Source organism: Streptosporangium nondiastaticum, assembly GCF_003011965.1.
Classification (GTDB): Bacteria; Actinomycetota; Actinomycetes; order Streptomycetales; family Streptomycetaceae; genus Streptomyces; species Streptomyces nondiastaticus.
Genome location: NZ_PXWG01000003.1, coordinates 14452 through 39315 on the forward strand (window position 1 = coordinate 14452; position 24864 = coordinate 39315).

Consider the following 24864-nt stretch of genomic DNA (forward strand, 5'->3'; position numbering starts at 1 on the left):
CGTTTGGACCGCTGCCCGGCGGACACCCGGAGAACGCGGACCACCGGAGAACCCACGCAACCGGAACCCAGGAGGCGGTCGTGAACAGCCGACCCCGGATCGTGATCGTCGGAGCCGGATTCGCCGGCTACCAGGCCGCCCGCGAGCTGTCCCGCAGGGCGCGCGGCGCCGCCGAGATCGTGCTCGTCAACCCGCACGACCACTTCCTCTACCTGCCCCTCCTCCCCGAGGTGGCGGCGGGCCTGCTCGAACCGCGCAGGGTGACGGTGTCCCTGACCGGGACGCTGCCGCGCGTGCGGCTGGTCCTCGGGCAGGTGGACACGGTCGACCTCGACGGGCGGCGCGTCGGGTACACCGGCCCCGAGGGCGACCGCGGGTCCCTGCGCTACGACCGGCTCCTGCTGACCGTGGGCAGCGTCAACAAGCTGCTGCCGGTGCCCGGCGTGGCCGAGCGCGCCCACGGCTTCCGCGGTCTGCCCGAGGCCCTCTACCTGCGCGACCACGTCGTGCGCCAGACGGAGCTGGCCGCCGCCGCGGCCTCCGCGGAGGAGTGCGCCGCCCGGCTGACGTTCGTGGTCGCCGGCGCGGGCTACACGGGCACCGAAGTGGCCGCGCACGGCGTGCTGTTCACGGACTCCCTCGTACGCCGCAACAGCGCCCTGCGCGCGGCGGGCGCCCGCCCCCGCTGGCTGCTGCTCGATCTGGCCCCGCGCCTCCTCCCCGAGCTGGACGAGCGCCTGTCGCGCACCGCGGACCGCGTGCTCCGCCGCCGCGGCGTGGAGATCCGTACGCGCACGTCCGTCAAGGAGGCCACGCGCGAGGGCGTGCACCTGGACGACGGCGAGTTCGTCCCCACCCGCTCCCTGGTCTGGTGCGTGGGCGTCCGCCCGGACCCACTGGTCGCAGGCCTCGGCCTGCCCACGGAGCAGGGCCGGCTGTGCGTGGACGAGTACTTGGCCGTCCCCGGCCGGCCGGAGGTCCTCGCCTGCGGCGACGCCGCGGCCGTGCCCGACCTCACCCGGCCCGGCGAGTACACCCCCATGACCGCCCAGCACGCCCAGCGGCAGGGCCGGACCGCCGGCCGCAACATCGCCGCCTCCTTCGGGCGCGGCGAGCGCCGCCCCTACCGCCACCGCGACCTGGGCTTCACCGTCGACCTCGGCGGCGTCCAGGCCGCGGCCGACCCGCTGCACGTCCCGCTGTCAGGGCCGCTGGCCAGTGCCGTCACCCGCGGCTATCACCTGGCGGCGATGCCCGGCAACCGCGTCCGGGTGGCCGCCGACTGGCTCCTGGACGCGGTCCTGCCCCGCCAGGGTGTGCAGCTGGGGCTCGTCCGCGCCGGGTCCGTCCCCCTGGACACCGAGAGCCCCGAGGTGGCCCGCACGCCCGGGTGGGAGGCGTAGGGCCGCCGGCCGCCGCGGGCCGGTCCCCGTCGTCGCAGGCGGCAGCCCGCCTTCAGCTCTCGGCCGCGGCCGCCGTGCGGGCCGCCCAGCGCTGTTCGACCTTGCCGAAGCGCCAGTAGCCGAGGGCGGCCGCCCACACCACCACGAACAGGCCGACGATGACGAAGCCGACGTTGTCGAGGTTCAGGCCGGCGATCCAGCCGGTCACCGCGTCGTCCAGGCCCAGCTTCTCGTGCAGGACGCCGACGAGTTCGATGGTGCCGATGAGGAAGGCGACGGCGATGGACAGCCCGGTGATGGTGAGGTTGTAGTAGACCTTGCGGACCGGGTTGGAGAACGCCCACTGGTAGGCGAAGTTCATGAACGTGCCGTCGAGGGTGTCGAAGAGGCTCATGCCCGCGGCGAACAGCAGCGGCAGGCACACGATCGCGTACCAGGGCAGGCCCGCGGCGGCGCCGCTGCCCGCCATCACCATCAGCGTGACCTCGGTGGCCGTGTCGAAGCCGAGGCCGAAGAGGAAGCCCAGCGGGTACATCTGGCCGGGGCGGGTGATCGAGCGGGTGAAGCGGCCGAGGATGCGGTTCATGAAGCCGCGCGAGTCCAGGTGCTGCTCCAGCTCGGCCTCGTCGTAACGGCCCTCGCGCATCGCGCGGAAGATCCGCAGGATGCCGGCGAGGGCGACGAGGTTGAGCGCGGCGATGAGGTAGAGGAAGCCGCCGGAGGCGGTCGTGCCGACGATGCCGAGCGTCTGGTGGGTGGTGGACTCCTCGTCCATCAGCGTGCCGGCGAGCTGCGTTCCGCCCGCCACCAGCAGGGTCAGCAGCACGACGACGCTGGAGTGCCCGAGGGCGAACCAGAAGCCGACGGAGACCGGGCGCTTGCCGTCGGCCATCAGCTTGCGGGTGGTGTTGTCGATGGCGGCGATGTGGTCGGCGTCGAAGGCGTGCCGCATGCCGAGGGTGTAGGCGGTGATGCCGAGGCCGACGCCGTAGACCTTGGAGCCGACGGTGTAGTGGTTGGGGACGACGAGCAGGTACAGCACGCCGAACGCGACGACGTGCAGGGCGGCGATGACGGCCAGCAGGCCGGCGGTCCGCACGGTGTCCTGGCGGCGCCAGCGGAAGGCGGGCACGGCGCCGCCGGGAGAATCGGTGGGTCGGGACATGGGGTTGAACGCTCCAGCACCTCGTGGACCATTTGCGAGATGCCGTGGCCGGTCTCCTGGCTTACGGGTCCGTTCGCGCCCGTCCCCGCCTTCCCGGCAGCCGGCTGCGGCCAGTGGCTCCGCGCGCCCGTGGGGCGGCGCGCGGAATGGGACGGTCACTCCCCGATCACAGTGGCGAGGGCCGCTCCGGACTGGGACCTCGACGGTCCGTCACCGGTCTTCCCGAACACCACGGCCGGGTCACTTTAGCGTCCGGGGTACGCGAATGCGAAGGGATCGCAGCTGCGGGGTCTTTGCAAGTGCGTTGCCGGGTGCCCCGGGCGCCGAGCGCGCCGCGCCTGCGGTCCCGGGCGCCCGGCCCGGTGTCCGCTCGGCACCGCCGGACTCCAGCATTTCGGCTCGACGCCGTTGCGGCGGAGGAGCGGGTTGCGGCCCTGCGGCCAGGGCGAGCGGGGCCCGGCCCCGTGCAGGCCGGGCGCCGCCCCGGGCCCGGCCCCGCTCAAGGCTCCCGCGGGCCCTCCAGCGCCTGGCCGCCGAAGTTCCCCTCGCCCTCGGCCGCCCGCTGCCACCAGGCCTCCAGGGCGGCCTGGTCCATGGCCGCCCAGTCGGGCGCGGCCTGCACCTGGGCGCGGCCGAGGCGGCGCCCCATTTCGACGACGGCGCGGCCGGCGGGCGTCCGCGCCGCGTCGTACGTGGCCACGGCCTCCGCCCAGCTCCCGGCGGAGGCCAGGCAGCGCTCCAGCACGGTCGCGTCCTGCAGGGCCTTCACGGCGCCGCTGCCGGAGTGCGGGCGGGCGACGGCGGCCGCGTCGCCGAGGAGGACGAGCCGGCCCTCCCCGTAGCGCGGCACGCACAGGTCGTGGACGGGCTGCACGTAGGTGGCGTCCTTGGGCGTGCGCCGGACGACCTCCTGCCAGTACGGCGGGAAGTGCGCGTCCACGACGGCGCGGTGATGCGCCGTCAGCGCCTCGGGCACCCGGCCGGGCGGGAGGCCCGCCGCGTCGTCGACGGACAGGGCGTGGGCCGGGTCGGCGGGCGCGGTGTAGAAGACCCAGTTGGCGCTGGTGCCGGTGCCGCCCGGCCCGGGAATGCGGTAGACGATCATGTGGCCGCCGGGGAAGGCGACGTTCGCGGCCTCCTCGCGGGCCCACGCGCCGGCCGGTCCCGGAAGATCCTCCTCCGGAAGGGCGCCGCGCCACGCCAGGTATCCGGCGTAACCGGGCACGGTCGCGTCCCGGGTTGCGGCCCGGACGACGGAGCGGTATCCGTCGGCGCCGACGACGAGGTCGAAGCGCTCCTCGCGGCCGCCGGCCAGGCGCAGCACGGCTCCGCCGGGCCCGGGCAGCACCCGCTCGACCGCCGTGCCGCGCTCGTAGGCGACGGAGGCGGGTATGCGGGCCCGCAGCGCGCTCCACAGCGACCCCCAGTTGTACGAACGGAACCCGAATGGCAGCGCCCCCACCCGCCGCCCGGCCCGGCTGCCGTCCTCCCGCACGATCCAGGGGCGCGAGGTCAGCCGCACCCACGGGATGCCCGGGTCCAGGTGCCCGGCCGCCTCCAGCTCGGCGTACCGCCGGTCGTGGACGGCGAGGCCGACGCCCCGCTCCGCGAGCCCTCCGGCCGCCCGCTCGAAGACCACCACCTCGCCGGCGCCCGCGCGCGCCACGGCGAGCGCGGCCGCGCATCCGGCGATCGAGCCGCCCACGACCGCCACCCGTCCTGTAAGCATCTCCCACCCCTTTCGTCACACCCGTCACTGACGGAACCTACCCGGCCGTTTGCAGCCGCAGCCGCCGGGCGTGTCGTAACGGTGGACGGGGCCGACACGCCGGTGCTACCAGTGCATTGAACGCATAATCAGGTCAGCCGGACCCCATCCGGCACGAGAAGGGGCTGACCGCCATGGCAGGTACGGGAAGACCGCCGACGGATCAGGTCGGCTTCGTGCGCCGGATCGGCCTGTTCCAGGCCACCGCCATCAACATGAGCCAGATGTGCGGCATAGGCCCCTTCGTCACCATCCCCCTGATGGTCGCGGCGTTCGGCGGCCCGCACGCCGTCATCGGGTTCGTCGCGGGCGCCGTGCTGGCCCTGGCCGACGGGCTGATCTGGGCCGAGCTCGGCGCCTCGCTGCCCGGCGCGGGCGGCAGCTACGTCTATCTGCGCCAGGCCTTCCAGTACCGCACGGGAAAGCTGATGCCGTTCCTGTTCGTCTGGACGATGATGCTCTACTTCCCGGTGGCCCTGTCGACGGGCGTCATCGGCTTCGTGCAGTACCTCACGTACCTCTGGCCCGGCATGACGCAGACGCAGGGCGACCTGACGGGCCTGGGGCTCATCGCCCTCGTCGTCGCGGCGCTGTGGGGGCGGGTGGAGAACCTGGCGCGGATCACCGCCGTGCTGTGGTGCGTGATGATCGCCTCCGTCCTCCTGGTGATCGCCGCCGCCTACACCCACTTCAGCCCGGACCTGGCCTTCACCTACCCGTCCGGCGCCTTCGAGCTGACGTCGAGTCACTTCTGGATCGGCTTCGCGGCGGGCCTGACCATCGGCATCTACGACTACGGCGGCTACAACACGACCGCGTACATGGGCGCCGAGATCAAGGACCCCGGGCGCAACATCCCGCGCTCCATCATCTACTCCGTCCTCGGCATCATGGCCATCTACCTGCTGCTGCAGATCGGCACGCTGGGCGTGGTCGACTGGGAGGACATGCTCGACCCCGAGAACCCCGCGTCCTCGTCCATCGCCTCGGCGGTGATGGAGACGACGTGGGGCAAGGGCGCGGCGGACGCCGTCACCGTGCTGGTCCTCGTCACGGCCCTCGCCTCGGTCTTCACGGGCCTGCTCGGGGCCTCCCGGATCCCGTACAACGCGGCCCGGGAGAGGGTGTTCTTCCGGCCCTTCGCCGTCCTGCACCCGCGCCACCGCTTCCCCGTGCTGGGCCTGCTGTCCATGGGCGGCATCGGCTGCGTGGCGTTCCTGATAGGGCGTCACACGGATCTGGCGACGCTCATCCAGCTGCTGCTGACGGTCATGGTGCTCGTCCAGGCGCTCGGTCAGATCGCGGCCGTCACGGTGCTGCGGCGGCGCCAGCCCGGGCTGCGGCGCCCGTACCGGATGTGGCTCTACCCGCTGCCGAGCGTGGTCGCGCTCGTCGGCTGGCTCGTCATCTACGGCTACGCGGACCGGAATTCGCCCGGCCGGCACCCCATCGAATGGTCCCTGGCCTGGGTCGGTGCCGGCTGCGTGGCGTTCCTGCTGTGGGCGCGCTACGAGAAGGTGTGGCCGTTCGGGCCGCGGGAGATCAGCGAGGAGTACCTGCACGGCGCCGACCCCGACACGGACCCGGGCGCGGGGGCGGGCTCGGTGCCCGATCCCCGCCCGGACGCCGAGGGCGGCACCGGTCCGGACGCCGGTCCCGGCGCCGACCCCGACGCGGACCCCGGCACCGGAGTCCCCGCCGAGCGGTGATACTTGCATTCATGCCTGTTTCTGCCTCCCCGCACTCACCTCCCGCCCCACGCACACCTGCCGCACGCCGCAGGCTGTACTGGCACCGCCTCTTCTTCGGGCTGTGGTTCCGCCCGGTCGAGATCCTGGACGAGGCGCGGGACCGGAGCGTGTGGGGGGCGGCGGCGTTCCTCTGCGTGCTCTGCGGGGTGCTGGGCACGATGGGCCGGGACTCCTTCTGGGAGGGGTGGCGGGTGGGCCCCGCGTTCGCCCTGGAGGCCATGGCGATAGCCGACGCGGTCCTCGTCCTCGCGAGCCTGCTGCTGGGCATCGCCACGCAGGCGATCGCGCGCCGGCTCGGCGGCAACGGCAAGTTCGGCCCGACGGTCACCCTGTTCGTCGTGGTGTTCTGGGCGACGGACCTGCCGCGGCTCGCCCTCGACGCGTGCCTGCCCGGGGACTCCTTCCCCGTGCGGGCGGCCGCCTGGATCACCTCGGCCTTCGGCTACGCCTTCGCCACGCTGCTGATCCGCGGTCAGCACCACCTGCCCACGCACAAGGCCGTGGCGGCGGTGAGCATACAGATGCTGGCGGCGGTGGCCCTGCTGAAGTTCCCCGCGGCCACGGGCTGACGCGCCCGGAGATCCCCTCGAGGGAGTCGACGGCCCGCCCGGTGCGACGGGGGATGCACACCGGGCGGGCTCGAAGACAGTTCTACCTCATCAAGGATGGGTCATGCACCAAAAACCTGTTCGGCCTTGCCGGCTACCAGCGGACAGGGAGCGAAATCAGGCCACGTGCCCGCACCGAGGGCCGCCACGCCAGCTCCTTCCGCGCCACGTCGAGCGCGAGCCCCGGGAACCGCTCCAGCAGCGCTGCCAGCGCGGTTTCCGTCTCCATCCTGGCCAGCGGGGCGCCGAGGCAGTAATGGATCCCGTGACCCAGCGCGAGATGACCGGAACGATCACGGTTCAGATCCAGCCGATCCGGCTCGGGAAAGTGATGAGGGTCACGATTGGCGGCGGCGATGGACAGCAGGACGGTCTCCCCGGCCGGTACGGTCACCCCGCCGATCTCCACGTTCTCCAGCGGAAACCTGCGGATCGCGAGCGGCGAGGGCCCGTCCCACCGCATGAACTCCTCGACGGCCGCTGCGAGTCCGGCCGGATTCGCTCGCAAAGACTCCATCAAGGCCGGGCGGTCCAGCAGCCCCAGCACGGCGTTGGCGATCAGGTGGACGGTGTTCTCGTAGCCCGCGAAGAGGATCAGGAAGGCGAGCGAGGACAGCTCGTCCTCGGAGAGCCGGTCCTCCCCCTCGCCCCCGTCGCCGTCGCGGACCGCGATGAGGTCGGAGAGCAGGTCGTCGCCGGGGGCGGCGCGCTTGCTCGCGATGAGCCCGGTGAAGAAGCGCATCAAGCTGCCGATGGCTTCCTTCATCAGCTCCGGCCGGGACGGGTCGGGGGCGATGAGCACATCGGTCCACGCCCGGAAGTCCCGCCGCTGGTCCTGCGGCACGCCCAGCAGGTCGCATATGACGGTGATGGGCAGCGGGCCCGCGTAGGACGCCAGCAGGTCCGTACGGCCCTCGGCCTCGACCGCGTCGAGGAGTTCGTCGGCGACCTTGCGCACCGGTTCGCGGAGTTTGTCCACGCGGCCGGGGGTGAAGGCCTTGACGACGAGGCGGCGGATGCGGGTGTGGTCCGGGGGATCCATGTTGAGCAGGTTGGCGTCGAGCGCCGGAGGCAGTGCGAATCCGGCGTAGTTGCCGGGGGCGGCGTTGGCCTTGTCCAGCGACATCCGCGGGTCGGCGAGCGCCCGGCGGACGTCCTCGTAGCGGGTCACCAGCCAGGCGGGCCGGCCGTCGGGGCCGGTGAAGCGGTGGACCGGGCCGGCCTCGCGCAGTCTGGCGTAGGTGCCGTACGGGTCGTTGATGAGCGCGCTGACGTCGAAGGGCGCGGAAGGGGTGGGGTTGGGCATGGGACCCGACTCTAGAAGATCGGCCGATGAGGGGTCGGGGAACGGGTGCCGCGTCGGGCGCGGCCCTTCGCCGGATCCCGCCGGAGGCGGACGCGCACGGGCGGCGCCGGGACCGTCGTGGTGACGGACCCGGCGCCGGCCTGTGGCGCAGGCGGCCTTGACCCCCGTCCAGGGCCGCCTCGTCCATGGGCCGCACGCCGTCAGGGACGGCGTGCCGCGCTCATCTCCCGTAGTTCTTCGAGGACCGCGTCGACCACCGGGTCGTGGTAGACGTCCGCGACGAGGGCCAGGTGCTCGTGCTCCTCGGCCGGATCGGCGCTGACGGTGATGACGACGCTGTCGGCGTGCGGTGCGGGCACGTGCCCGGTGACCTGGTTCTGCAGGCCGCGCCGGAGGGCCGCGGCCTCCACGACCGCGGCGAGCCGGCGCGGTTCGAGCGCGGCGCCGGTCGCCTTGCGGCGGGCGATGTCCAGGACGGCGGGCTCGACGTGGCGGCGGATGCCGCGCTGGATGTCGCGGATCTCCGCCATCTGCCGGTTCGCCCGCCACTCCAGGTCGGCGAAGGGCCAGCGGCCCGTCAGGCCGTGCCCGGTGAGGGTGACCTCGGGGGCGTGCGCGGTGACGTCCTGCCAGAGCGGCTGCAGCCGGCGGAGCCGGCGCCACGCGGCGGCCCGGGGACCCGCGGCGGGCAGCGAGAAGCCGAGCAGGACCAGCAGGGCGGCCACCGAGGCGCTCATCGGGGCGACGCCGTTGGACAGCCAGTAGGCGTCGTGGCCCGCCCAGCTCAGCACGAAGCCGGCGAGCTTGCACAGGCAGTAGAACAGACCGAGCCAGCAGCCCGCGGCGAGCGTCCGCAGGCCCTTGGCGAGCCAGCCCGGGCCGAGCTGGGTCGCGTAGCGCGGGCAGAGGGCGCCGAGGCCGGCGAGGCTCGTGCCGAAAATGGCCAGATACAGCACCAGGAAGGCGACGACTCCGGGCGCGTCGGCGTAGGCGGTGCTGAAGTCGCGGGGGTGCTCCACGGCGTCGGGGCGGCCGACGGCGAAGCACACGACGGCCGCGGCCCAGGCGGTGGTCACGACGGCCACGGCGACCCGGGCGCGCGTGGCGGCCCGGGCGCGGGCCGCGGCGTCGCCGCGGCTGGTCCAGCGCAGCAGCAGGATCGTGGCGCCGGAGGCGAACAGGACCACGGCCGAGTAGAGGAAGACCATGGCCAGGTTGGCGACGCCGGTCAGCCGGTCGAACGCGCGGTAGACGCTCGGCGCGGAGAACAGGAAGACGACCGGAACGCCGGCGGTCATCAGGGCGGTGAGGCCCAGGTCGACGTTGCCGCGGTCGCGGAACCACGCGCGGGTCTTGTAGCCGACGATGGCCCAGGTGATCGCGCTGAAGGTCAGGTAGAGGGCGTCAAACAACGTCGCCTCCGCTGCTCGCGCCGGCTCCGCCGTGCTCCCTGATGGCGCGCCGGACGTGCTGCAGGGCGGGGCCGAGGGAGGCCGCCAGCTCGGCGGCCTCGCCCTCCAGGCGGGCGTCCTGGCCGGGCGGCGGGGGCACGACCTTCTCCATGAGGAGGGTGCCGAGGATCTCGGTCTCGCGCTCGGTGAGGTTGTCGTAGCAGTGGTGGCGGGCGAGGCCCGCGGTCAGGCCCATGCGGCGCATGGCGGTCGCCACGTCGACCGAGGGGGTCCACACCTTGAGGGCGTCCTCGGTGACGGCCGGGTCCTGGTCGTGGCCGAGGAGCAGGTGGCCGATCTCGTGCAGCACGATGTGGACCTGGTGCCAGGGGGACGTCTTCTGCTCGTAGATGACCCAGTACGCGTCGTCGGTGGTCGCGGTCATGCCGGAGACGACGCCGTCGAGGCTCATGGGGACCAGGCGGATCGGGCGGCCGACGCGGCGCGCGACGACGTCGCACAGGCCCTGCAGGTCGGTGGACGCGGGCAGCGCGAGCTCCTGGATGAGCTGCTTGCACCGGCGCCGTATGCGCCCCACTCGCATGCCTGCACCGTCCTCGTCCTCGGTACGCCGCCAGTACGTGAAGAGCCGGTCATCCGTGACGGTCACGGGCGCCCCTCACCACCCGCGTCGGGCGGGTCGGACGGAAGGTTCATCTGCTGCCGGAACTGGCTGATGATGGTGGTCAGGCTGTCCTGCACCTCGGGCGGCAGGCCGACCGAGCGCAGGGCGATGGCCCGCACCCGCTGGTCGCGCATGGCGACGAGGAAGCGGACCTCCTCCTCCACGCGCTCGGCCTGCGAGGCCGTCAGGTCGCCCATCAGATAGCCGACGGGCACCGCGAAGAACTTGGCCAGGGCGCGCAGCACGTCCGGGCTGGGGTTGGCGCGGCGGCCGTTGCGCAGCATCGACAGATACTGCTCGGTGAGGCCGGTCTCGCCGTACTCGTCGCCGTTGGTGATCTCGTCGGCGACGTGGCTGTTGGTGTAGGGCGCACCGGGCGGGTGCATGTTCGCGAACAGGTAGTTGAGCCGCGCCGCGAGCGTGCTGCGCGCGTCGCCTGCTGCCCTGTCGCCCCCCGCTGCCATATGCTCCCGTCCTCACCGGCCGACGTTCCCCCGCTCACCTCACGGCCAGTTAAGCCGGGGGGTGACTGCGAGACGCATCCTGTCACGGCCTAGGCCTGTAGCACTAGTCCCCCCTTGGTTTCAGCTCGGTGACGGACTTAACCACGAGTTGATGGAGCGATGAACGACCGGGTCATTCCGGGGCGCGGGCGTTCCGCTTCCCCGTGGGAAAGCGCTCGGACCGCCGCAGGAATTCCGCCGGATCCTCGGGGGCGGGCCCGCCCGGCGGGCGAATTCCGCCGGGGGGAGGCACACTTGCCGGCCCGCTCCGGGTGTCCCACGTCCTCGTGAATCCTGTCGCGTCCTGGCCTTTCACCCCGGTCCCGCCCGTAGGACGATGACACGCTCGCCACGAGGAGGTATCCGACCATGCCCAGACCTCACAGACCCCGCACCCTGCACGGCCTGGCCGCCGCCCTGCTGTCGGGGCTGCTGGTCGCCGCCGCGTCCGGCACCGGCGCGGCCGCCGCCGGCGGGCCTTTGCGGCGCGCCGCGGCCGAGGCCGACGCGTACTGGACACCGGAGCGCATGGCGGCCGCCCTGCCGGCCGGGCAGCGCGCGGGAGGCGCGGGCCGGGCGCACGCCGGTGACGTGCCGCCCAGCCATCCGTTCGACGGGCTGCCGCAGGTGGGCACGTTCTTCTGGACCGACGGGACCAACACCGGCCGCTTCTGCGGCGGCACGGTCGTCCGCAGCCCGCACCGGGACCTGGCCGTGAGCGCGGCCCACTGCCTGCGCTCGCCGGACCCCAAGAAGCGGCTGACGTTCGTGCCCCAGTACCACGACGGGCTCAAGCCCCACGGCGTCTTCCCCGTGGAGGAGATCCACATCGACCAGCGCTACTACGACCTGGGGACGGACCGCGGCGCGCGCTGGGACTACACGGTGCTGCGGCTCGGGCAGCGCGACGACGGCGAGAACGTGCAGGACGTCGTCGGCGGCTTCGGGCTCGGGATCCGCCCGGGGTACGCGCACCGCGACGTGCGGCTGATCGGCTATCCGGGCAGCAGCGACGCCAAGTACCCCAAGCCGCTGGACTGCTCCTCCTCGACGCACCGCTACACCAGCACGGACCCGAACGCCCCGGGCGACTTCCTGGAGATCGCCTGCGCGGGCTACGTCGGCGGCACGTCGGGCGGGCCGTTCCTCGTCCGCGGGGAGTACGGGTACGAGGTCATCGGGGTGATCGGGGGCTACCACACCGGGGGCGACACCCCGGACATCTCGTACAGCTCGTACTTCACGACCGATCTGCTGGAGCTGTACCTGGACGCCGTGGACGGCGACCGGCCCGCGGGCCGGTGAGCGGGGCGCCGTAGCCCCGCCCACCGGCCGCGCGGGGCTGCTACTGCCGTGCGGGGCGCCGCGGGTGGCGGGTCAGCACGTAGCCGCCGATGGCCGCGAGCGCGCCGAGGACGGCGCCGCCGACGGTCCACGCCCAGCGGTCCGACCACCAGCTGCCGTTCCAGCCGTCCTCGGGCTCCCCGACGGCGGCGGCGTGCAGCGGTGCCACCTCGCCGCCCTCGGCGCGGGCGCCGCCCGCGTCCTTCGCCGTCGCCTCGACCTCCGCCTTCACGGGCAGGCCGTGGTCCCGGTCGGGGCCCTCGGTCAGCGTGAGGCGGATGTAGTACGCGCCGGGCAGCGGGTCGTTCGCCCAGCGCTCGGCCCACGGGCGGACGGTCCGCAGCGTGCAGGTCAGGGTCACCGAGGCGTCCCGCTCGGAGGCCCGCTGCGTGGGCTCGCCGGAGGCGCAGGCCTGGCGGCGGCGCAGCCCGTCGTAGACGTCGATCTGCCAGACGGCGGCACCGTGCCGGGCGGACGCCTCCGGCAGGTTCACGGTGGCCTTCACCTGCGGCTGCTGCCCGGCGCCGGCCGGGAACTGCCAGTAGAGGTAGTCGCCGGTGGAGGCGTCGGCCGTGGCCTTCTGGCCCTGCTTGAGGACGGTGGCCGTGCGGAAGCCCGTGCCGGCCTCCGTGGGCGCGCTGTCCTCGGCGGCGGAGGCGCTCGGGCTCGGGGAGGCGGCAGCGGCGGCGCCGGCCGAGGTGAACAGTGCGGCGGCGGCGAGCAGTCCGGCCGCGGCCGCGCGGGCCGCGGGGGCCCTCAGGGGAAGCCTCATCAGTTCGCCCTCCACACCGTGACGCGCCAGCGGGAGACCCAGCCCCACACCAGCCCTGTGATCAGCCCGGTCAGGGCCAGGACGCCCAGCAGCACCCAGCCCCGGCCGAGGCCGAAGGCGGCCAGGTCGGAGGGGTCGTCCGGGGCGTCGGCGAGGTCCACGGCCAGCTCGACGGGCAGGCCCGGGTCGCGCTTGACGTTCGCGGGGGCCGAGAAGGAGCTGGAGACCTCCAGGCAGACGGTCCGCGGCTCCTTGCCCTTCTCGTCCTCGTCGCCGGACTGGCCGTTGGCGTAGCGCAGGCCGGACGAGACGACGTCCGTCCGCCCGCTGCCCGCCTCGGCGCCGCGGACGAGCTCTTGCCCGCCTTCGCTCACGGCGCGCACCAGCACGCCGTAGTCACGGTCGACGGCGCGGTCCGCGCCGATGCTCACCGACGTGCGCAGCTCCTGGCCCGGCTTCACCTTGACGCGGTACCAGCGGTGCTCGGAGAACGTCTCGCGGTCGGTCCACAGGCCGGCGCCGAGCTCGGGGGCCTTGGCGCAGGAGTCCGTGCCCTGGACGGGCTTCGGGGTCTCGACGGGCGTCTCGGACCGGCGCACGAGCTGCTTGATCCGGCCGGACAGCTCCTTGGTGTGCCGCACGGTGCTGTACGTGCCGCCGGTGGCCTCGGCGATGCAGCTGAGCTGCTCGCGCGTCTTGTCGTCCTGGGCCAGGCCCAGGGTGTCGATCGTCAGGTGCGTGCCCTTGGCCGCGAGTTCGCGGGCCACGTCGCACGGGTCCGGCTGGCCGCAGGAGTCCTCGCCGTCGGTGATGAGGACGATGCGGCGGGTGCCGCCGTCCGTGCCGAGGTCCTGGTCGGCGCCGCGCAGGGCGTAGCCGATGGGGGTCCAGCCGGTGGGCCGCAGCGTCGCGACGCGGGTCTTGGCCTCGGTGCGGTCGACGCGGCCGACGGGGTAGAGCTGCTTGCTGTCGCGGCAGCCGAGCTCCTTGTTGTCACCGCCGTAGTCGGCGCCGAGGGTGCGGATGCCGAGCCGCACGCCTTCCGGGACCGCGTCGATGACCTCGTTGAACGCCTGCTGTGCGGCCGCCATGCGGGTGCGGGTGCCGCCGTCCACGTCCTGGGCGCGCATCGAGCCGCTGACGTCCAGCACCAGCTCGACCTTCGGGGAGTCCTTCGGGGGGCCGTCGGCGGCGTTCGCCGGCGCGATCCCCCCGGCCAGGGCGGCGAGGAGGGCGCACGCGCCCGCTGCCAGCCGTTTTCTGATGATCATCCAAACGATCCTACTGACCGCCGGAGGCCGAGATTCCTGGGGACGGCCGCCGCACCGGCTCACCGTGCGGATCGCCGTGCTCCTGACCGCCGTTCAGCAGCCCCCAGCCGAGGAGGGCGGCGACGGCGAGCGCGGTCCAGCCTCCGCCGCGCCCGCTGCGCGCGGGCGGCTTCGTACAGGCGCAGCCGGCGTGCCGGCAGCAGCAGGTGTGGTCGGTCATCGGGCCCTCCGCCCCTCGGTCCGGCCGGTGCCCCCTCCCCCCGCGCGGGGGCACCGGTACGGTCAAGGCTCGGCGCTGCGGCCGGGAAGGAGTGCACCGCGCGTGCACAGCACGAGTGGCGCGCGTCACACGTTCCGGGGACCGCTGCGGGCGAACGCGCGCAGCCCGGCCAGGTCGTGGACGACGACGCACCCGCGTCCCGCGCCGACGACGCCGTCGCCGATCTCGCGCAGCCGGGCGCTGACGGTGTTGCGGGAAACGCCCAAGTACTGGGCGAGCTCGGACCTGGTGACGGCCAGTTCGACGCCGGGACCGGCGGTGTCCCCGCCCATGGCGGCCACGAGCGCGAGCAGCGCCTGCGCGACCCGCTCGCAGGAGCCGCCGCGGCCGGCCCGCGCGCGGTCGGACTCCCCGAGCCGGATGAGGGCGTGCTCGTGCAGGACCGGCGACAGCCCGTGCCGCTCGACGAACCGCCGGAAGCGGTCCTTCTCCACCACGGCGACCTCGCAGGCGGAGATGGCCTCGACCGTGGCCAGCCGGGCCGCACCGCTCCGGGCGACCGCGGCTTCGCCGACCACGTCGCCCGCGCCGCGGAACGCCAGCACGCGCACCGTGCCGTCCCGCTCCGCGTAGGTCACCTTGACGACCCCGCAGGCCAGGGCGAGCGCGTGCGTGCCGGGGTCGCCCTGCCGCAGCAGCACGTCCCCGGCGCGGTGCGCGCGCCTGCGGCCCTCCGCGAGCAGCGCCCCCCACAAGGGGGCGCCGATCAGGCCGGCGAGGGTCACGCCCAGGGCATGCCCGGGCGGTTCCTCCGCCGCGTACGACCGTCCGCCCATGGGGCAGACCCTAGCCCTCCGTCCCCTCCTCCAGGGATCCCTCGGTCTCCAGGAAGACCTGCCGCAGCGCTTCGAGCGTCTCCGCGTCGGGCTTGGCCCACATGCCGCGGCTCTCCGCCTCCAGGAGGCGCTCGGAGATGCCGTGCAGGGCCCAGGGGTTGGCCTCCTGCAGGAAGGCGCGGTTCTCCGGGTCCAGCACGTAGGTCTGGGCGAGCTTGTCGTACATCCAGTCCGCGACGACGCCGGTCGTGGCGTCGTAGCCGAACAAGTAGTCCACCGTGGCGGCGAGTTCGAACGCGCCCTTGTAGCCGTGGCGGCGCATGGCCTCGATCCAGCGCGGGTTGACCACGCGGGCGCGGAAGACGCGGGAGGTCTCCTCGACGAGGGTGCGGGTGCGGATCGTCTCGGGGCGGGTGGAGTCGCCGATGTACGCCTCCGGGGCCCTGCCCCGCAGCGCCTTGACCGTGGCGACCATGCCGCCGTGGTACTGGAAGTAGTCGTCGGAGTCGGCGATGTCGTGCTCGCGGGTGTCCGTGTTCTTGGCCGCGACCGCGATGCGCTTGTACGCCGTCTCCATCTCCTCGCGGGCCGGGCGGCCTTCGAGGCCGCGGCCGTAGGCGTAGCCGCCCCAGACCGTGTAGACCTCGGCGAGGTCGGCGTCGGTGCGCCAGTCGCGGCTGTCGATCAGCTGGAGCAGGCCGGCGCCGTACGTGCCCGGGCGGGAGCCGAAGATGCGGGTGGTGGCGCGGCGCTCGTCGCCGTGCGCGGCGAGGTCGGCCTGGGCGTGGGCGCGGACGTAGTTGCCCTCCGGGGCCTCGTCCAGGGAGGCCACGAGCCGGACCGCGTCGTCCAGGAGGCCGATCACGTGCGGGAAGGCGTCGCGGAAGAAGCCGCTGATGCGGAGGGTGACGTCGATGCGGGGGCGGCCGAGCTCCTCCGGGGAGACGGCCTCCAGGCCCGTCACGCGGCGCGACGCCTCGTCCCACACGGGGCGGACGCCCAGCAGGGCGAGGGCCTCCGCCACGTCGTCGCCCGCCGTGCGCATCGCGCTCGTGCCCCACAGGGACAGACCGACCGACTGCGGCCACTCGCCGTTGTCCGTGCGGTAGCGCTCCAGGAGGGAGTCCGCGAGGGCCTGGCCGGTCTCCCACGCGAGGCGGCTGGGGACGGCCTTGGGGTCGACGGAGTAGAAGTTGCGGCCGGTCGGGAGGACGTTGACGAGACCGCGGAGCGGCGAGCCGGACGGGCCGGCGGGGACGAAGCGGCCGGCCAGGGCCTTCACGGCGTTGTCAAGCTCGCTCGTCGTCCCCGCGAGGCGGGGGACCACTTCGCGTGCCGCGAAGTCCAGGACGGCCTCGACGGGGTCGGGGACAGCCATGTCGGTGCCCCGCACCAGGGGCTGTGCCCACCCGTCCCGCCCCGCGGGACGATTGCCCACAGTGGCCGAGACGGCTGCCGGGTCCCAGCCGGCCGCTTCCATGGCCTCCACCAAAGCGCGGGCCTCGGCTTCCGCCCGGTCCGCCGTCATCCGCGTCGCGGCCGACTCGTCCAGGCCGAGGGCCTCTCGCAGGCCCGGCAGCGCCGTTTTGCCGCCCCAGATCTGACGGGCTCGCAGAATCGCCAGGACCAGGTTCACGCGATCGGCGCCCACCGGGGCGGAGCCCAGGACGTGCAGGCCGTCGCGGATCTGCGCGTCCTTGACCTCGCACAGCCAGCCGTCGACGTGCAGCAGGAAGTCGTCGAAGCCGTCGTCGTCCGGGCGCTCGTCCATGCCGAGGTCGTGGTCGAGCCTGGCGGCCTGGATGAGGGTCCAGATCTGGGCGCGGATCGCCGGCAGCTTGGCCGGGTCCATCGCGGAGATCTGCGCGTACTCGTCGAGGAGCTGTTCGAGGCGCGTGATGTCGCCGTACGACTCGGCACGGGCCATCGGCGGCACGAGGTGGTCGACGAGCGTGGCGTGGGCGCGGCGCTTGGCCTGCGTGCCCTCGCCCGGGTCGTTGACGAGGAAGGGGTAGACGAGCGGGAGGTCGCCGAGCGCGGCGTCGGGGCCGCAGGCGGCGGACAGGCCGGCGTTCTTGCCGGGCAGCCACTCCAGGTTGCCGTGCTTGCCGAGGTGCACCATGGCGTCGGCGCCGAAGCCGCCGTCCTCGCGGGCGGCCGCGATCCAGCGGTACGCGGCGAGGTAGTGGTGCGAGGGCGGCAGGTCGGGGTCGTGGTAGATGGCGATGGGGTTCTCGCCGAAGCCGCGCGGCGGCTGGATGAGGATCAGCAGGTTGCCGCGGCGCAGGGCGGCCAGGACGATGTCGCCCTCGGGGTTGCGGCTGCGGTCGAGGAACATCTCGCCGGGCGCCGGGCCCCAGTGCTCCTCGACGGACTCGCGCAGCTCCTGCGGCAGCCGTGCGTACCAGCGCTTGTAGTCGGCGGCCGGGATGCGGACGGGGTTGCGGGCGAGCTGCTCCTCGGTGAGCCAGTCCTGGTCGTGGCCGCCGGCCTCGATGAGGGCGTAGATGAGCTCGTCGCCGTCGCCGGACTCCAGGCCGGGCACGGCTTCGTCGCCGAAGTCGTAGCCCTCTTCGCGCAGTCGGCGCAGGAGCGCGACGGCGCTGGCGGGGGTGTCGAGGCCGACGGCGTTACCGATGCGGGAGTGCTTGGTGGGGTACGCGGAGAGGACGAGCGCGATCCGCTTCTCGGCGGCGGGGACGTGGCGCAGCCGGGCGTGGCGGACGGCGATGCCGGCGACGCGGGCGGCGCGCTCGGGGTCGGCGACGTAGGCGGGCAGGCCGTCCTCGTCGACCTCCTTGAAGGAGAACGGGACGGTGATGATGCGGCCGTCGAACTCGGGCACGGCGACCTGGGTGGCGGCGTCGAGCGGCGAGAGGCCCTCGTCGTTCTCCTCCCAGGCGCTGCGCGGGCCGGTCAGGCACAGGGCCTGCAGGATCGGCACGTCGAGGGCGGCCAGCGCGCCGGCGTCCCAGGACTCGTCGTCGCCGCCGGCGGAGGCCTCGGCGGGCTTGGTGCCACCCGCGGCGAGCACGGTGGTGACGACGGCGTCGGCGCCGCGCAGGGCGTCGATCAGCTCGGGCTCGGGGGCCCGCAGCGAGGCCACGTACAGCGGCAGGGCACGGCCCCCGGCGTCCTCGATCGCGCCGCACAGGGCCTCGACGAACGCGGTGTTGCCGCTCATGTGGTGGGCGCGGTAGTAGAGCACCGCGACGAGCGGGCCGCTCGCGCCGGGCCGGGGGGTGCGGTCCAGCTCGCCCCAGGCGGGGGCGGCGGCCGGGGGCTCGAAGCCGTGGCCGGTGAGGAGCACGGTGTCGGAGAGGAAGCGGGCCAGCTGTTCGAGGTTGGCCGGGCCGCCGTGGGCGAGGTAGGCGTGGGCCTCGGCGGCGATGCCGACGGGGACGGTGGACGCCTCCATCAGCTGGGCGTCGGGCGCCTGTTCGCCGGTCAGCACGACCACGGGGCGGTCGCCGGCGAGCAGCAGGTCCAGGCCCTCCTGCCAGGCGCGGATGCCGCCGAGGAGGCGGACGACGACGAGGTCGGTGCCCTCCAGGAGCTCCGGGAGGTCGTCGAGGGCGAGCCGGGCCGGGTTGGCGAGCCGGTACGTGACCGGGCCCCCGTGAGCAGCAGCCGCGCGGGCGCTGAGCAGGTCGGTGTCGGACGTCGACAGGAGAAGGATCACGCGGCGCTCCCCAGGGCATCGTGGGTCGCCCGGGATGCCCGGCACCGGAATGTGCGCATGCGGCGGCAAGCCTTCCTCGGGGTCCGCGCCCCGGGCGGTTGGAGGACGGCGGGAGTTCCTGACTCGCCCGGCGCGAGGGCCGGGCTCACAGTGGCGGGACCGTGCCGGAGTCTCACCGGCTTCCTCCCCTGTCGCCGTCGCTGGCGTTTGGCGGAGCGGCGCTCGCGGAGCGAGCGCTGTTCCACCGTGGAGCATAGTAAAGCCCAGGCAGGCGGCGGTGCGGGAGTGTCCGGGGCGTGCGGCAGGCGGCCGTGCGCCGGGCAGGGGCGTCGGTATGCTCGCGGCCATGTCCACCACCCCCGCACCTCCCCCGGACCGGGCCGCCGCCACTGCCGGCACGCCCTCCGCGGGGCCCGTCCGCGAGCGGGGCGACGCCTGCCCCGGCGCGCTGCGGCTGCACGCCGCGGACGACGGGACGCTGGCCCGGATCCGGCTGCCCGGCGGTGTTTTGACGTCCCGTCAGGCGAGCTTGCTGGCCGGCCTGGCGGAGACCCTGGGCGACGGGCACCTCGATCTGACCTCGCGCGGCAACGTCCAGCTGCGGGGTCTGCCCGCCGATTGCGGCGGCCTGCTCGCCGAGCGGCTGCGGCTGCGCGGCCTGCTGCCGTCGGACCGGCACGACCGGATCCGCAATGTGGCGGCCTCGCCGCTGTGCGGCCTGGACGGCTTTTCTCCTGATTCCGCTTCGGGTTCGGAGAGGGCGCCGGCCGATGTCCAGGCATGGGCCCGTGAACTGGACGGACTGCTCTGCGCCGACGACGGCGCCGAGGCCCTCACGGACCTCTCCGGAAGGTTCCTCTTCGGACTGGATGACGGGCGGGGCGACATCGTGGCCCTGCGGCCCGATGTGACATTGATCGCAAGCGGCGCCGGGCGGGCCGGCCTGTGCTTCGGCACCACCGGGCCCGGCCTGCGCGTCGCCGCCGCGGACGCCCCGCGCGCGGCCGTCCTGGCGGCGGCCGAGTTCCTGGCGGTGCGGGAGGCCTCCGGCAGCACGGCGTGGCGCGTACGAGAGCTGGCGCCCGGAGCGCGGCCGACCGCCGCGCGGCTCGCGGAGCGGCTCACGGAGGCGGGCATCGCCTCCACTCCGCTGCCCGGCCTCCGGCTCCCTCTCGGCGAACCGCCCGTACCGGGCGTCGTCACCGGCCCCGACGGCACCAGCGCCCTGTCCGTGACGGCACCCCTGGGCCGGCTGACCGCCGCTCAATGGCGGCTCGCCGTCCGCATGGCCACCAAGGAGGGGGAGCAGACGATCCGGGTCACCCCCTGGCGCGGCCTCGTCCTCCCCGGCTTCCCCGCGGAGGAGGCCCCCCGCCTGCTGGCGGACCTCGCGGACAGCGGGTTCGTCACCTCCGCGGAATCCGCCTGGCACCGCGCGGGCGCGTGCGCCGGGCGGCCCGGATGCGCCAAGTCCCTCGCCGACGTGCGGGCGGACGCGGCGGCCTGCCTCGCGAGCGGGCAGGCTGCTGGTGCGACGGCGCTCCCGGTCTACTGGTCCGGGTGCGAGCGGCGCTGCGGGCACCCCGGGGGCGGCCCGTGGGTCGACGTCCTGGCGACGGGCGACGGCTACCGGGTGACGGTGCGGGACGAGAGCGGCGGCCGGCAGGGCGCCGGGCCCCGGACAGTGACGACGGCAGGACTCGCCGGCGCGGTGGCGGCGGCACGTACCACGACATGAACGAGGACAACGAGGCCACAGTGTTCGACTACGACAAGGACGGCGCGTCCATCTACCGCCAGTCCTTCGCCACCATCCGCGCCGAGGCGGACCTCGGCGGGCTGCCGCCCGACGTCGGCCGGGTCGCGGTGCGCATGATCCACGCCTGCGGGATGACGGACCTCGTCAAGGACCTCGCCTACTCCCCCGGCGTCGTCGCGAAGGCGCGCGCCGCGCTCCTCGCCGGGGCGCCGGTCCTGTGCGACGCGAACATGGTCGCCAGCGGCGTCACCCGCAAGCGCCTGCCCGCGGACAACGAGGTGCTGTGCACCCTCGCCGACCCGGCGGTGCCCGAGCTGGCGCAGCGCATGGGCACGACCCGCAGCGCCGCGGCCCTGGAGCTGTGGCGCGACAAGCTGGACGGCGCCGTCGTGGCGGTCGGCAACGCGCCCACCGCGCTCTTCCGGCTGCTGGAGATGGTGGCCGAGGGCGCGCCCCGGCCGGCCGCCGTGCTCGGCATCCCGGTCGGCTTCATAGGCGCCGCCGAGTCCAAGGACGCCCTGGCCGGCAGCCCGCTGGGGCTGGAGTACCTGGTGGTGCGGGGGCGGCGCGGCGGCAGTGCCATGGCCGCGGCCGCGATCAACGCGATAGCGAGCGAGGAAGAGTGAGCGAGCAGCATCCGCATCCGCAGACGACGACGGGCCGGCTGTACGGGGTGGGGCTCGGCCCCGGCGACCCGTCGCTGATGACCGTACGGGCCGTCGAGGTCATCGCGGCGGCGGACGTCGTCGCGTACCACAGCGCCCGGCACGGCCGCTCCATCGCGCGCTCCATCGCCGAACGCCACCTGCGGCCCGGCCACATCGAGGAGCGCCTGGTCTACCCGGTCACCACCGGGACCACGGACCACCCCGGCGGCTACCGGGGCGCCATGGAGGAGTTCTACGAGGAGGCCGCGGCGCGGCTCGCCGCGCACCTGGACGCCGGGCGCACGGTCGCCGTCCTCGCCGAGGGCGACCCGCTCTTCTACAGCTCGTACCAGCACATGCACAAGCGCCTCGCCCACCGCTATCCGACGGAGGTCGTGCCGGGCGTCACGTCGTTCAGCGCGGCGTCGGCCCGCCTCGGCGAGCCCCTCGTCGAGGGCGAGGAGGTCCTGACGATCCTGCCGGGCACGCTGCCCGAGGAGGAGCTCACGGCGCGGCTCGCGGCCACGGACTCGGCCGTGGTGATGAAGCTCGGGCGCACGTTCCCCGCCGTCCGGGGCGCGCTGGAGCGGTCCGGACGGCTGGACGACGCCCGGTACGTCGAGCGCGCGACGATGAGCGGCGAGCGCACGGGGCGGCTCGCCGACGTGGACCCCTCGTCGGTGCCGTACTTCTCGGTCGCCGTCCTGCCCAGCCGCGTGGACGCCGAGCCGCGCGCCGGGCGCGGCGAGGTCGTGGTCGTCGGCCTCGGCCCGGCCGGCCCGCTGTGGCTCACGCCCGAGGCGCGCGGCGAGCTCGCGGCCGCGCAGGACGTCGTCGGCTACAGCACGTACGTGGACCGGGTGCCGGCCCGCCCCGGCCAGCGCCGCCACGCCTCCGACAACAAGGTCGAGTCCGAGCGGGCCGAGTTCGCGCTGGACCTGGCGCGGCAGGGGCGGCGCGTCGCCGTCGTCTCCTCCGGCGACCCCGGCGTCTTCGCCATGGCCACGGCGGTCCTGGAAGTGGCCTCCGAAGGTCCCTACCTCGACATCCCGGTCCGGGTGGTGCCCGGCATGACGGCCGCCCACGCGGCCGCCTCCCGCGCGGGCGCCCCGCTGGGCCACGACTACGCGGTCGTCTCCCTCTCCGACCGGCTCAAGCCGTGGGAGGTCATCGCCGAGCGGCTGCGCTCCGCCGCCTCCGCGGACCTGGTCCTGGCCCTGTACAACCCCGGCTCCCGCAGCCGCGTCTGGCAGGTCGGCAAGGCCCGCGAACTGCTCCTGGAGTTCCGCGCCCCGGACACGCCGGTGGTCGTCGCCCGCGACGTGGGCGGCCCGTCGGAGTCCGTCCGCATCGTCCCCCTCGGCGAACTCGACCCCGCGGAGGTCGACATGCGCACGATCCTCCTCGTCGGCTCGACACAGACGCAGGTGGCGACCCGCACGGCGGACGGCTCCCCGGAGAGGATCGTCTGGACGCCGCGACGGTATCCGGAGGCGTGACGCACGCGTGACGGCGGGCCGGCACCGCCGGGCCGGTGCGCGACGGTTGCTCGCCGTCGCGGCGGAATGCCCTGCGGGGCCCGCAGCTTGGATGCGGCCTCACCGCGGCAGGAGCGGGCTGCGCGGCGGCGGCGAGCCGCGTCCGCGGTGCCGGCACGGTGTCCGCCGCGCGGCGGCGAGCAGCCGCCGCCTGCGTCGCCGACGGTGCCGGACCCGGCTCAAGCGTTCCGGAACTGCCGGTCCAGCCACTCCCGGGCCTCCGCCGGGTCCGCGGCCGTCGGGACGCCCTCCGGTGTCGGCGGCCGTCGGACCACCACGACCGGTATGCCCGCCTCGCGGGCCGCCGTCAGTTTGGCCGCCGTTGCCGCCGCACCGCTGTCCTTCGTGACCAGGACGTCGATCCGGTGCCGCCGGATCAGTTCGCGCTCGGCCTCGACCGTGAAGGGACCTCGGTCCAGGACGACTTCCATACGGGGCGGGGCCGGCGGCTCGGGGGCGTCCACGGAGCGGACCAGGAACCACAGCCGGCCGAGGTGGGCGAAGGCCGCCAGGCCCATGCGGCCCGTGGTCAGGAACACCCGTTCCCCCAGGGCCGGCAGCGCCTCCGCCGCCTCGTCCAGCGAGCCCACGTCGTGCCAGTCGTCCCCCGGTCCCGCGACCCACCCGGGACGGCGGACGGCCAGCAAGGGAACATGGACCTCTGCGGCGGCCTCCGCCGCGTTGAAACTGATCGTGCCGGCGAAAGGATGGGTGGCGTCGATGAGCGCGTCCACCTGCTGCTCGCGCAGCCACCGGGCGAGGCCCTCGGGGCCGCCGAACCCCCCGATGCGGACCTCTCCGGCGGGCAGGCGCGGCTGCGCCACGCGGCCCGCGAGGGACGTGGTCACGCGCAGCCCGGGAAGCGCATCGAGTTCGCCGGCCAGCCGGCGCGCCTCCGTCGTGCCGCCCAGGATCAGGATGTGGCGCTCGGCTCCCACGTCGTGCCTTTCCGTTCGCTTCGCGGACGGTTCCGCACCGCCGGTCCCCCGCATTGTGGTCGCTCGCCGCCGCGGCGGGAAAATCTTGGGGAGCACCCCGTGACCGATGTCACCGAAGCGGCCGGCGCCACGGCCGGCAAGGCCGCCGGCGGGCGGGCCGCCCAGCTGCAGCACACCGGTCTGCGCCACGGCTGGACGACCGGCGCGTGCGCGACCGCCGCCACCACCGCCGCGTACACCGCGCTCCTCACGGGCGAGTTCCCCGACCCCGTGACGATCACCCTGCCCAAGGGGCAGACGCCCGCGTTCGCGATCGCCGCGGAGCGGCTGATCTCCGGGGACGCCGGTCCCTCCGCCATGGCCGGCATCGTCAAGGACGCCGGTGACGATCCGGACGTCACCCACGGCGCGCTGATCCGCGCGACGGTGCGGATCCTCCCGCCCGGTTCCGGGGTCGTGTTCCGGGCCGGCCCGGGCGTGGGCACCGTCACGCGCCCCGGGCTGCCCCTGGACGTGGGCGAGCCCGCCATCAACCCCGTGCCCCGGCAGCTCATGCGCGACCACGTCGCCGAGGTCGCGGCCCGGCACGGCGGCTCGGGCGACGTCGAGATCGAGGTCTCGGTCGACCACGGCGCGGAGATCGCCCGCTCGACCTGGAACCCCCGGCTCGGGATCCTGGGCGGCATCTCCATCCTCGGCACCACGGGCATCGTCGTGCCGTACTCGTGCTCCGCCTGGATCGACAGCATCCGGCGCGGCGTGGACGTGGCCCGCGCGGCGGGCCGCCGCCACGTCGCGGGCTGTACGGGGTCCACGTCGGAGAAGGTCGCGGTCGCCGTGCACGGCCTGCCGGAGGACGCCCTGCTGGACATGGGCGACTTCGCGGGCGCCGTGCTCAAGTACCTCCGTCGGCACCCGGTGGACCGGCTCACCGTCGCGGGCGGCTTCGCCAAGCTGTCGAAGCTGGCCGCCGGCCACCTCGACCTGCACTCGGGACGGTCCCAGGTCGACAAGGGGTTCCTCGCGGAACTGGCCCGGCGCGGCGGCTCGGGCGAGGAGCTGGCGGCCGCCGTCGCCTCCGCCAACACCGGCCTGGAGGCCCTGCGGCTGTGCGAGGCGGCCGGCGTCCCGCTCGGCGACCTGGTCGCCGCCACCGCCCGCGACGAGGCGCTCGCCGTGCTGCGCGGCGCGCCCGTCGCGGTCGATGTGATCTGCATCGACCGCGCGGGCGCGATCGTGGGACGGGCGGGGCCGGTGGGGCCGCGCGGGAGCTAGCG

20 protein-coding genes and 2 riboswitches are annotated in these 24864 nt (G+C 74.5%); of the genes, 8 read left to right on the forward strand and 12 right to left on the reverse strand.

Features of this window, described 5'->3' with window-relative positions:
- Positions 1–80 precede the first annotated feature (80 nt).
- Positions 81–1403, forward strand: a complete 1323-nt coding sequence (locus tag B7P34_RS02635; RefSeq protein WP_223267424.1) for an NAD(P)/FAD-dependent oxidoreductase — start codon at positions 81–83, stop codon at positions 1401–1403.
- A 52-nt stretch (positions 1404–1455) separates the two neighbouring features.
- On the opposite strand, the gene B7P34_RS02640 is transcribed toward B7P34_RS02635, so the two are convergent.
- Both B7P34_RS02640 and B7P34_RS02645 read right to left on the reverse strand, forming a co-directional pair.
- Positions 1456–2568, reverse strand: a complete 1113-nt coding sequence (locus B7P34_RS02640; RefSeq protein ID WP_106674118.1) for a HoxN/HupN/NixA family nickel/cobalt transporter — start codon at positions 2566–2568, stop codon at positions 1456–1458.
- A gap of 29 nt (positions 2569–2597) precedes the next feature.
- A riboswitch (cobalamin riboswitch) is annotated at positions 2598–2817 on the reverse strand.
- A gap of 250 nt (positions 2818–3067) precedes the next feature.
- Positions 3068–4297: an FAD binding domain-containing protein gene (locus B7P34_RS02645; RefSeq protein ID WP_106674119.1), complete on the reverse strand. Its 1230-nt coding sequence runs from the start codon at positions 4295–4297 to the stop codon at positions 3068–3070.
- 173 nt (positions 4298–4470) lie between these two features.
- On the opposite strand from B7P34_RS02645, the gene B7P34_RS02650 reads away from it, so the two are divergent.
- On the forward strand, positions 4471–6045 hold the full coding sequence (locus tag B7P34_RS02650; RefSeq protein WP_106674120.1) for an APC family permease: 1575 nt from the start codon (positions 4471–4473) through the stop codon (positions 6043–6045).
- A gap of 11 nt (positions 6046–6056) precedes the next feature.
- Entirely contained in the window at positions 6057–6656 is a 600-nt protein-coding gene (locus B7P34_RS02655; RefSeq protein WP_106674121.1) for a hypothetical protein, read from the forward strand.
- A 133-nt stretch (positions 6657–6789) separates the two neighbouring features.
- Here B7P34_RS02655 and B7P34_RS02660 read toward each other — a convergent pair whose 3' ends face one another.
- From B7P34_RS02660 to B7P34_RS02675, 4 genes are all read right to left on the reverse strand, one after another.
- Positions 6790–8001, reverse strand: a complete 1212-nt coding sequence (locus B7P34_RS02660; RefSeq protein WP_106674122.1) for a cytochrome P450 family protein — start codon at positions 7999–8001, stop codon at positions 6790–6792.
- A gap of 200 nt (positions 8002–8201) precedes the next feature.
- Positions 8202–9413, reverse strand: a complete 1212-nt coding sequence (locus B7P34_RS02665; protein WP_106674123.1) for an MAB_1171c family putative transporter — start codon at positions 9411–9413, stop codon at positions 8202–8204.
- A complete protein-coding gene (locus B7P34_RS02670; RefSeq protein WP_106674124.1) occupies positions 9406–10062 on the reverse strand; it encodes a hypothetical protein in 657 nt (218 codons plus the stop codon). The genes B7P34_RS02665 and B7P34_RS02670 overlap by 8 nt, the downstream gene beginning before the upstream one ends.
- Entirely contained in the window at positions 10059–10541 is a 483-nt protein-coding gene (locus B7P34_RS02675; protein ID WP_106674125.1) for a helix-turn-helix domain-containing protein, read from the reverse strand. Before B7P34_RS02675 ends, B7P34_RS02670 begins: the two co-directional genes overlap by 4 nt.
- Positions 10542–10949: 408 nt before the next feature.
- Here B7P34_RS02675 and B7P34_RS02680 point away from each other — a divergent pair, with 408 nt between their 5' ends.
- Positions 10950–11885 carry a trypsin-like serine peptidase gene (locus B7P34_RS02680; RefSeq protein ID WP_106674126.1) on the forward strand — a complete coding sequence of 312 codons (936 nt, stop codon included), beginning with the start codon at positions 10950–10952 and terminating at the stop codon, positions 11883–11885.
- A gap of 40 nt (positions 11886–11925) precedes the next feature.
- Here the strand turns inward: B7P34_RS02680 and B7P34_RS02685 are convergent, their stop codons facing one another.
- From B7P34_RS02685 to cobN, 5 genes are all read right to left on the reverse strand, one after another.
- Entirely contained in the window at positions 11926–12696 is a 771-nt protein-coding gene (locus tag B7P34_RS02685; RefSeq protein WP_106674127.1) for a hypothetical protein, read from the reverse strand.
- Complete coding sequence (locus B7P34_RS02690; RefSeq protein WP_106674128.1) at positions 12696–13967, reverse strand: VWA domain-containing protein; 1272 nt, start codon at positions 13965–13967, stop codon at positions 12696–12698. The genes B7P34_RS02685 and B7P34_RS02690 overlap by 1 nt, the downstream gene beginning before the upstream one ends.
- Positions 13968–13977: 10 nt before the next feature.
- Positions 13978–14187: a hypothetical protein gene (locus B7P34_RS02695; protein ID WP_106674129.1), complete on the reverse strand. Its 210-nt coding sequence runs from the start codon at positions 14185–14187 to the stop codon at positions 13978–13980.
- Between the two features lie 125 nt (positions 14188–14312).
- Positions 14313–15023: a Crp/Fnr family transcriptional regulator gene (locus B7P34_RS02700; RefSeq protein ID WP_106674130.1), complete on the reverse strand. Its 711-nt coding sequence runs from the start codon at positions 15021–15023 to the stop codon at positions 14313–14315.
- A gap of 10 nt (positions 15024–15033) precedes the next feature.
- The gene (gene cobN, locus B7P34_RS02705) at positions 15034–18705 is read right to left on the reverse strand and encodes a cobaltochelatase subunit CobN (protein WP_106674131.1); all 3672 of its coding nucleotides are present in this window, start codon (positions 18703–18705) and stop codon (positions 15034–15036) included.
- A gap of 112 nt (positions 18706–18817) precedes the next feature.
- A riboswitch (cobalamin riboswitch) is annotated at positions 18818–18891 on the reverse strand.
- 160 nt (positions 18892–19051) lie between these two features.
- Between cobN and B7P34_RS02710 the strand changes: the two genes are divergently transcribed.
- Genes B7P34_RS02710 through B7P34_RS02720 form a run of 3 tightly spaced genes read left to right on the forward strand, consistent with a single transcriptional unit; the run spans position 19052 to position 22610 of the window.
- A complete protein-coding gene (locus B7P34_RS02710; RefSeq protein ID WP_223267425.1) occupies positions 19052–20443 on the forward strand; it encodes a precorrin-3B synthase in 1392 nt (463 codons plus the stop codon).
- Positions 20440–21090: a precorrin-8X methylmutase gene (locus B7P34_RS02715; RefSeq protein WP_106674133.1), complete on the forward strand. Its 651-nt coding sequence runs from the start codon at positions 20440–20442 to the stop codon at positions 21088–21090. The genes B7P34_RS02710 and B7P34_RS02715 overlap by 4 nt, the downstream gene beginning before the upstream one ends.
- The gene (locus tag B7P34_RS02720) at positions 21087–22610 is read left to right on the forward strand and encodes a precorrin-2 C(20)-methyltransferase (protein WP_223267426.1); all 1524 of its coding nucleotides are present in this window, start codon (positions 21087–21089) and stop codon (positions 22608–22610) included. The genes B7P34_RS02715 and B7P34_RS02720 overlap by 4 nt, the downstream gene beginning before the upstream one ends.
- A gap of 218 nt (positions 22611–22828) precedes the next feature.
- Here the strand turns inward: B7P34_RS02720 and B7P34_RS02725 are convergent, their stop codons facing one another.
- Entirely contained in the window at positions 22829–23587 is a 759-nt protein-coding gene (locus tag B7P34_RS02725; RefSeq protein WP_223267427.1) for a cobalt-precorrin-6A reductase, read from the reverse strand.
- Between the two features lie 99 nt (positions 23588–23686).
- On the opposite strand from B7P34_RS02725, the gene B7P34_RS02730 reads away from it, so the two are divergent.
- Positions 23687–24862, forward strand: a complete 1176-nt coding sequence (locus B7P34_RS02730; protein ID WP_106674135.1) for a cobalt-precorrin-5B (C(1))-methyltransferase — start codon at positions 23687–23689, stop codon at positions 24860–24862.
- Positions 24863–24864 lie beyond the last annotated feature (2 nt).

Bases quoted from the DNA above. Each gene is read 5' to 3' on its own strand.
- B7P34_RS02640 (WP_106674118.1), bottom strand. From the start codon at position 2,568: ATGTCCCGACCCACCGATTCTCCCGGCGGCGCCGTGCCCGCCTTCCGC.
- B7P34_RS02645 (WP_106674119.1), bottom strand. From the start codon at position 4,297: ATGCTTACAGGACGGGTGGCGGTCGTGGGCGGCTCGATCGCCGGATGC.
- B7P34_RS02650 (WP_106674120.1), top strand. From the start codon at position 4,471: ATGGCAGGTACGGGAAGACCGCCGACGGATCAGGTCGGCTTCGTGCGC.
- B7P34_RS02655 (WP_106674121.1), top strand. From the start codon at position 6,057: ATGCCTGTTTCTGCCTCCCCGCACTCACCTCCCGCCCCACGCACACCT.
- B7P34_RS02660 (WP_106674122.1), bottom strand. From the start codon at position 8,001: ATGCCCAACCCCACCCCTTCCGCGCCCTTCGACGTCAGCGCGCTCATC.
- B7P34_RS02675 (WP_106674125.1), bottom strand. From the start codon at position 10,541: ATGGCAGCGGGGGGCGACAGGGCAGCAGGCGACGCGCGCAGCACGCTC.
- B7P34_RS02680 (WP_106674126.1), top strand. From the start codon at position 10,950: ATGCCCAGACCTCACAGACCCCGCACCCTGCACGGCCTGGCCGCCGCC.
- B7P34_RS02685 (WP_106674127.1), bottom strand. From the start codon at position 12,696: ATGAGGCTTCCCCTGAGGGCCCCCGCGGCCCGCGCGGCCGCGGCCGGA.
- B7P34_RS02690 (WP_106674128.1), bottom strand. From the start codon at position 13,967: ATGATCATCAGAAAACGGCTGGCAGCGGGCGCGTGCGCCCTCCTCGCC.
- B7P34_RS02695 (WP_106674129.1), bottom strand. From the start codon at position 14,187: ATGACCGACCACACCTGCTGCTGCCGGCACGCCGGCTGCGCCTGTACG.
- B7P34_RS02700 (WP_106674130.1), bottom strand. From the start codon at position 15,023: ATGGGCGGACGGTCGTACGCGGCGGAGGAACCGCCCGGGCATGCCCTG.
- B7P34_RS02710 (WP_223267425.1), top strand. From the start codon at position 19,052: ATGTCCACCACCCCCGCACCTCCCCCGGACCGGGCCGCCGCCACTGCC.
- B7P34_RS02715 (WP_106674133.1), top strand. From the start codon at position 20,440: ATGAACGAGGACAACGAGGCCACAGTGTTCGACTACGACAAGGACGGC.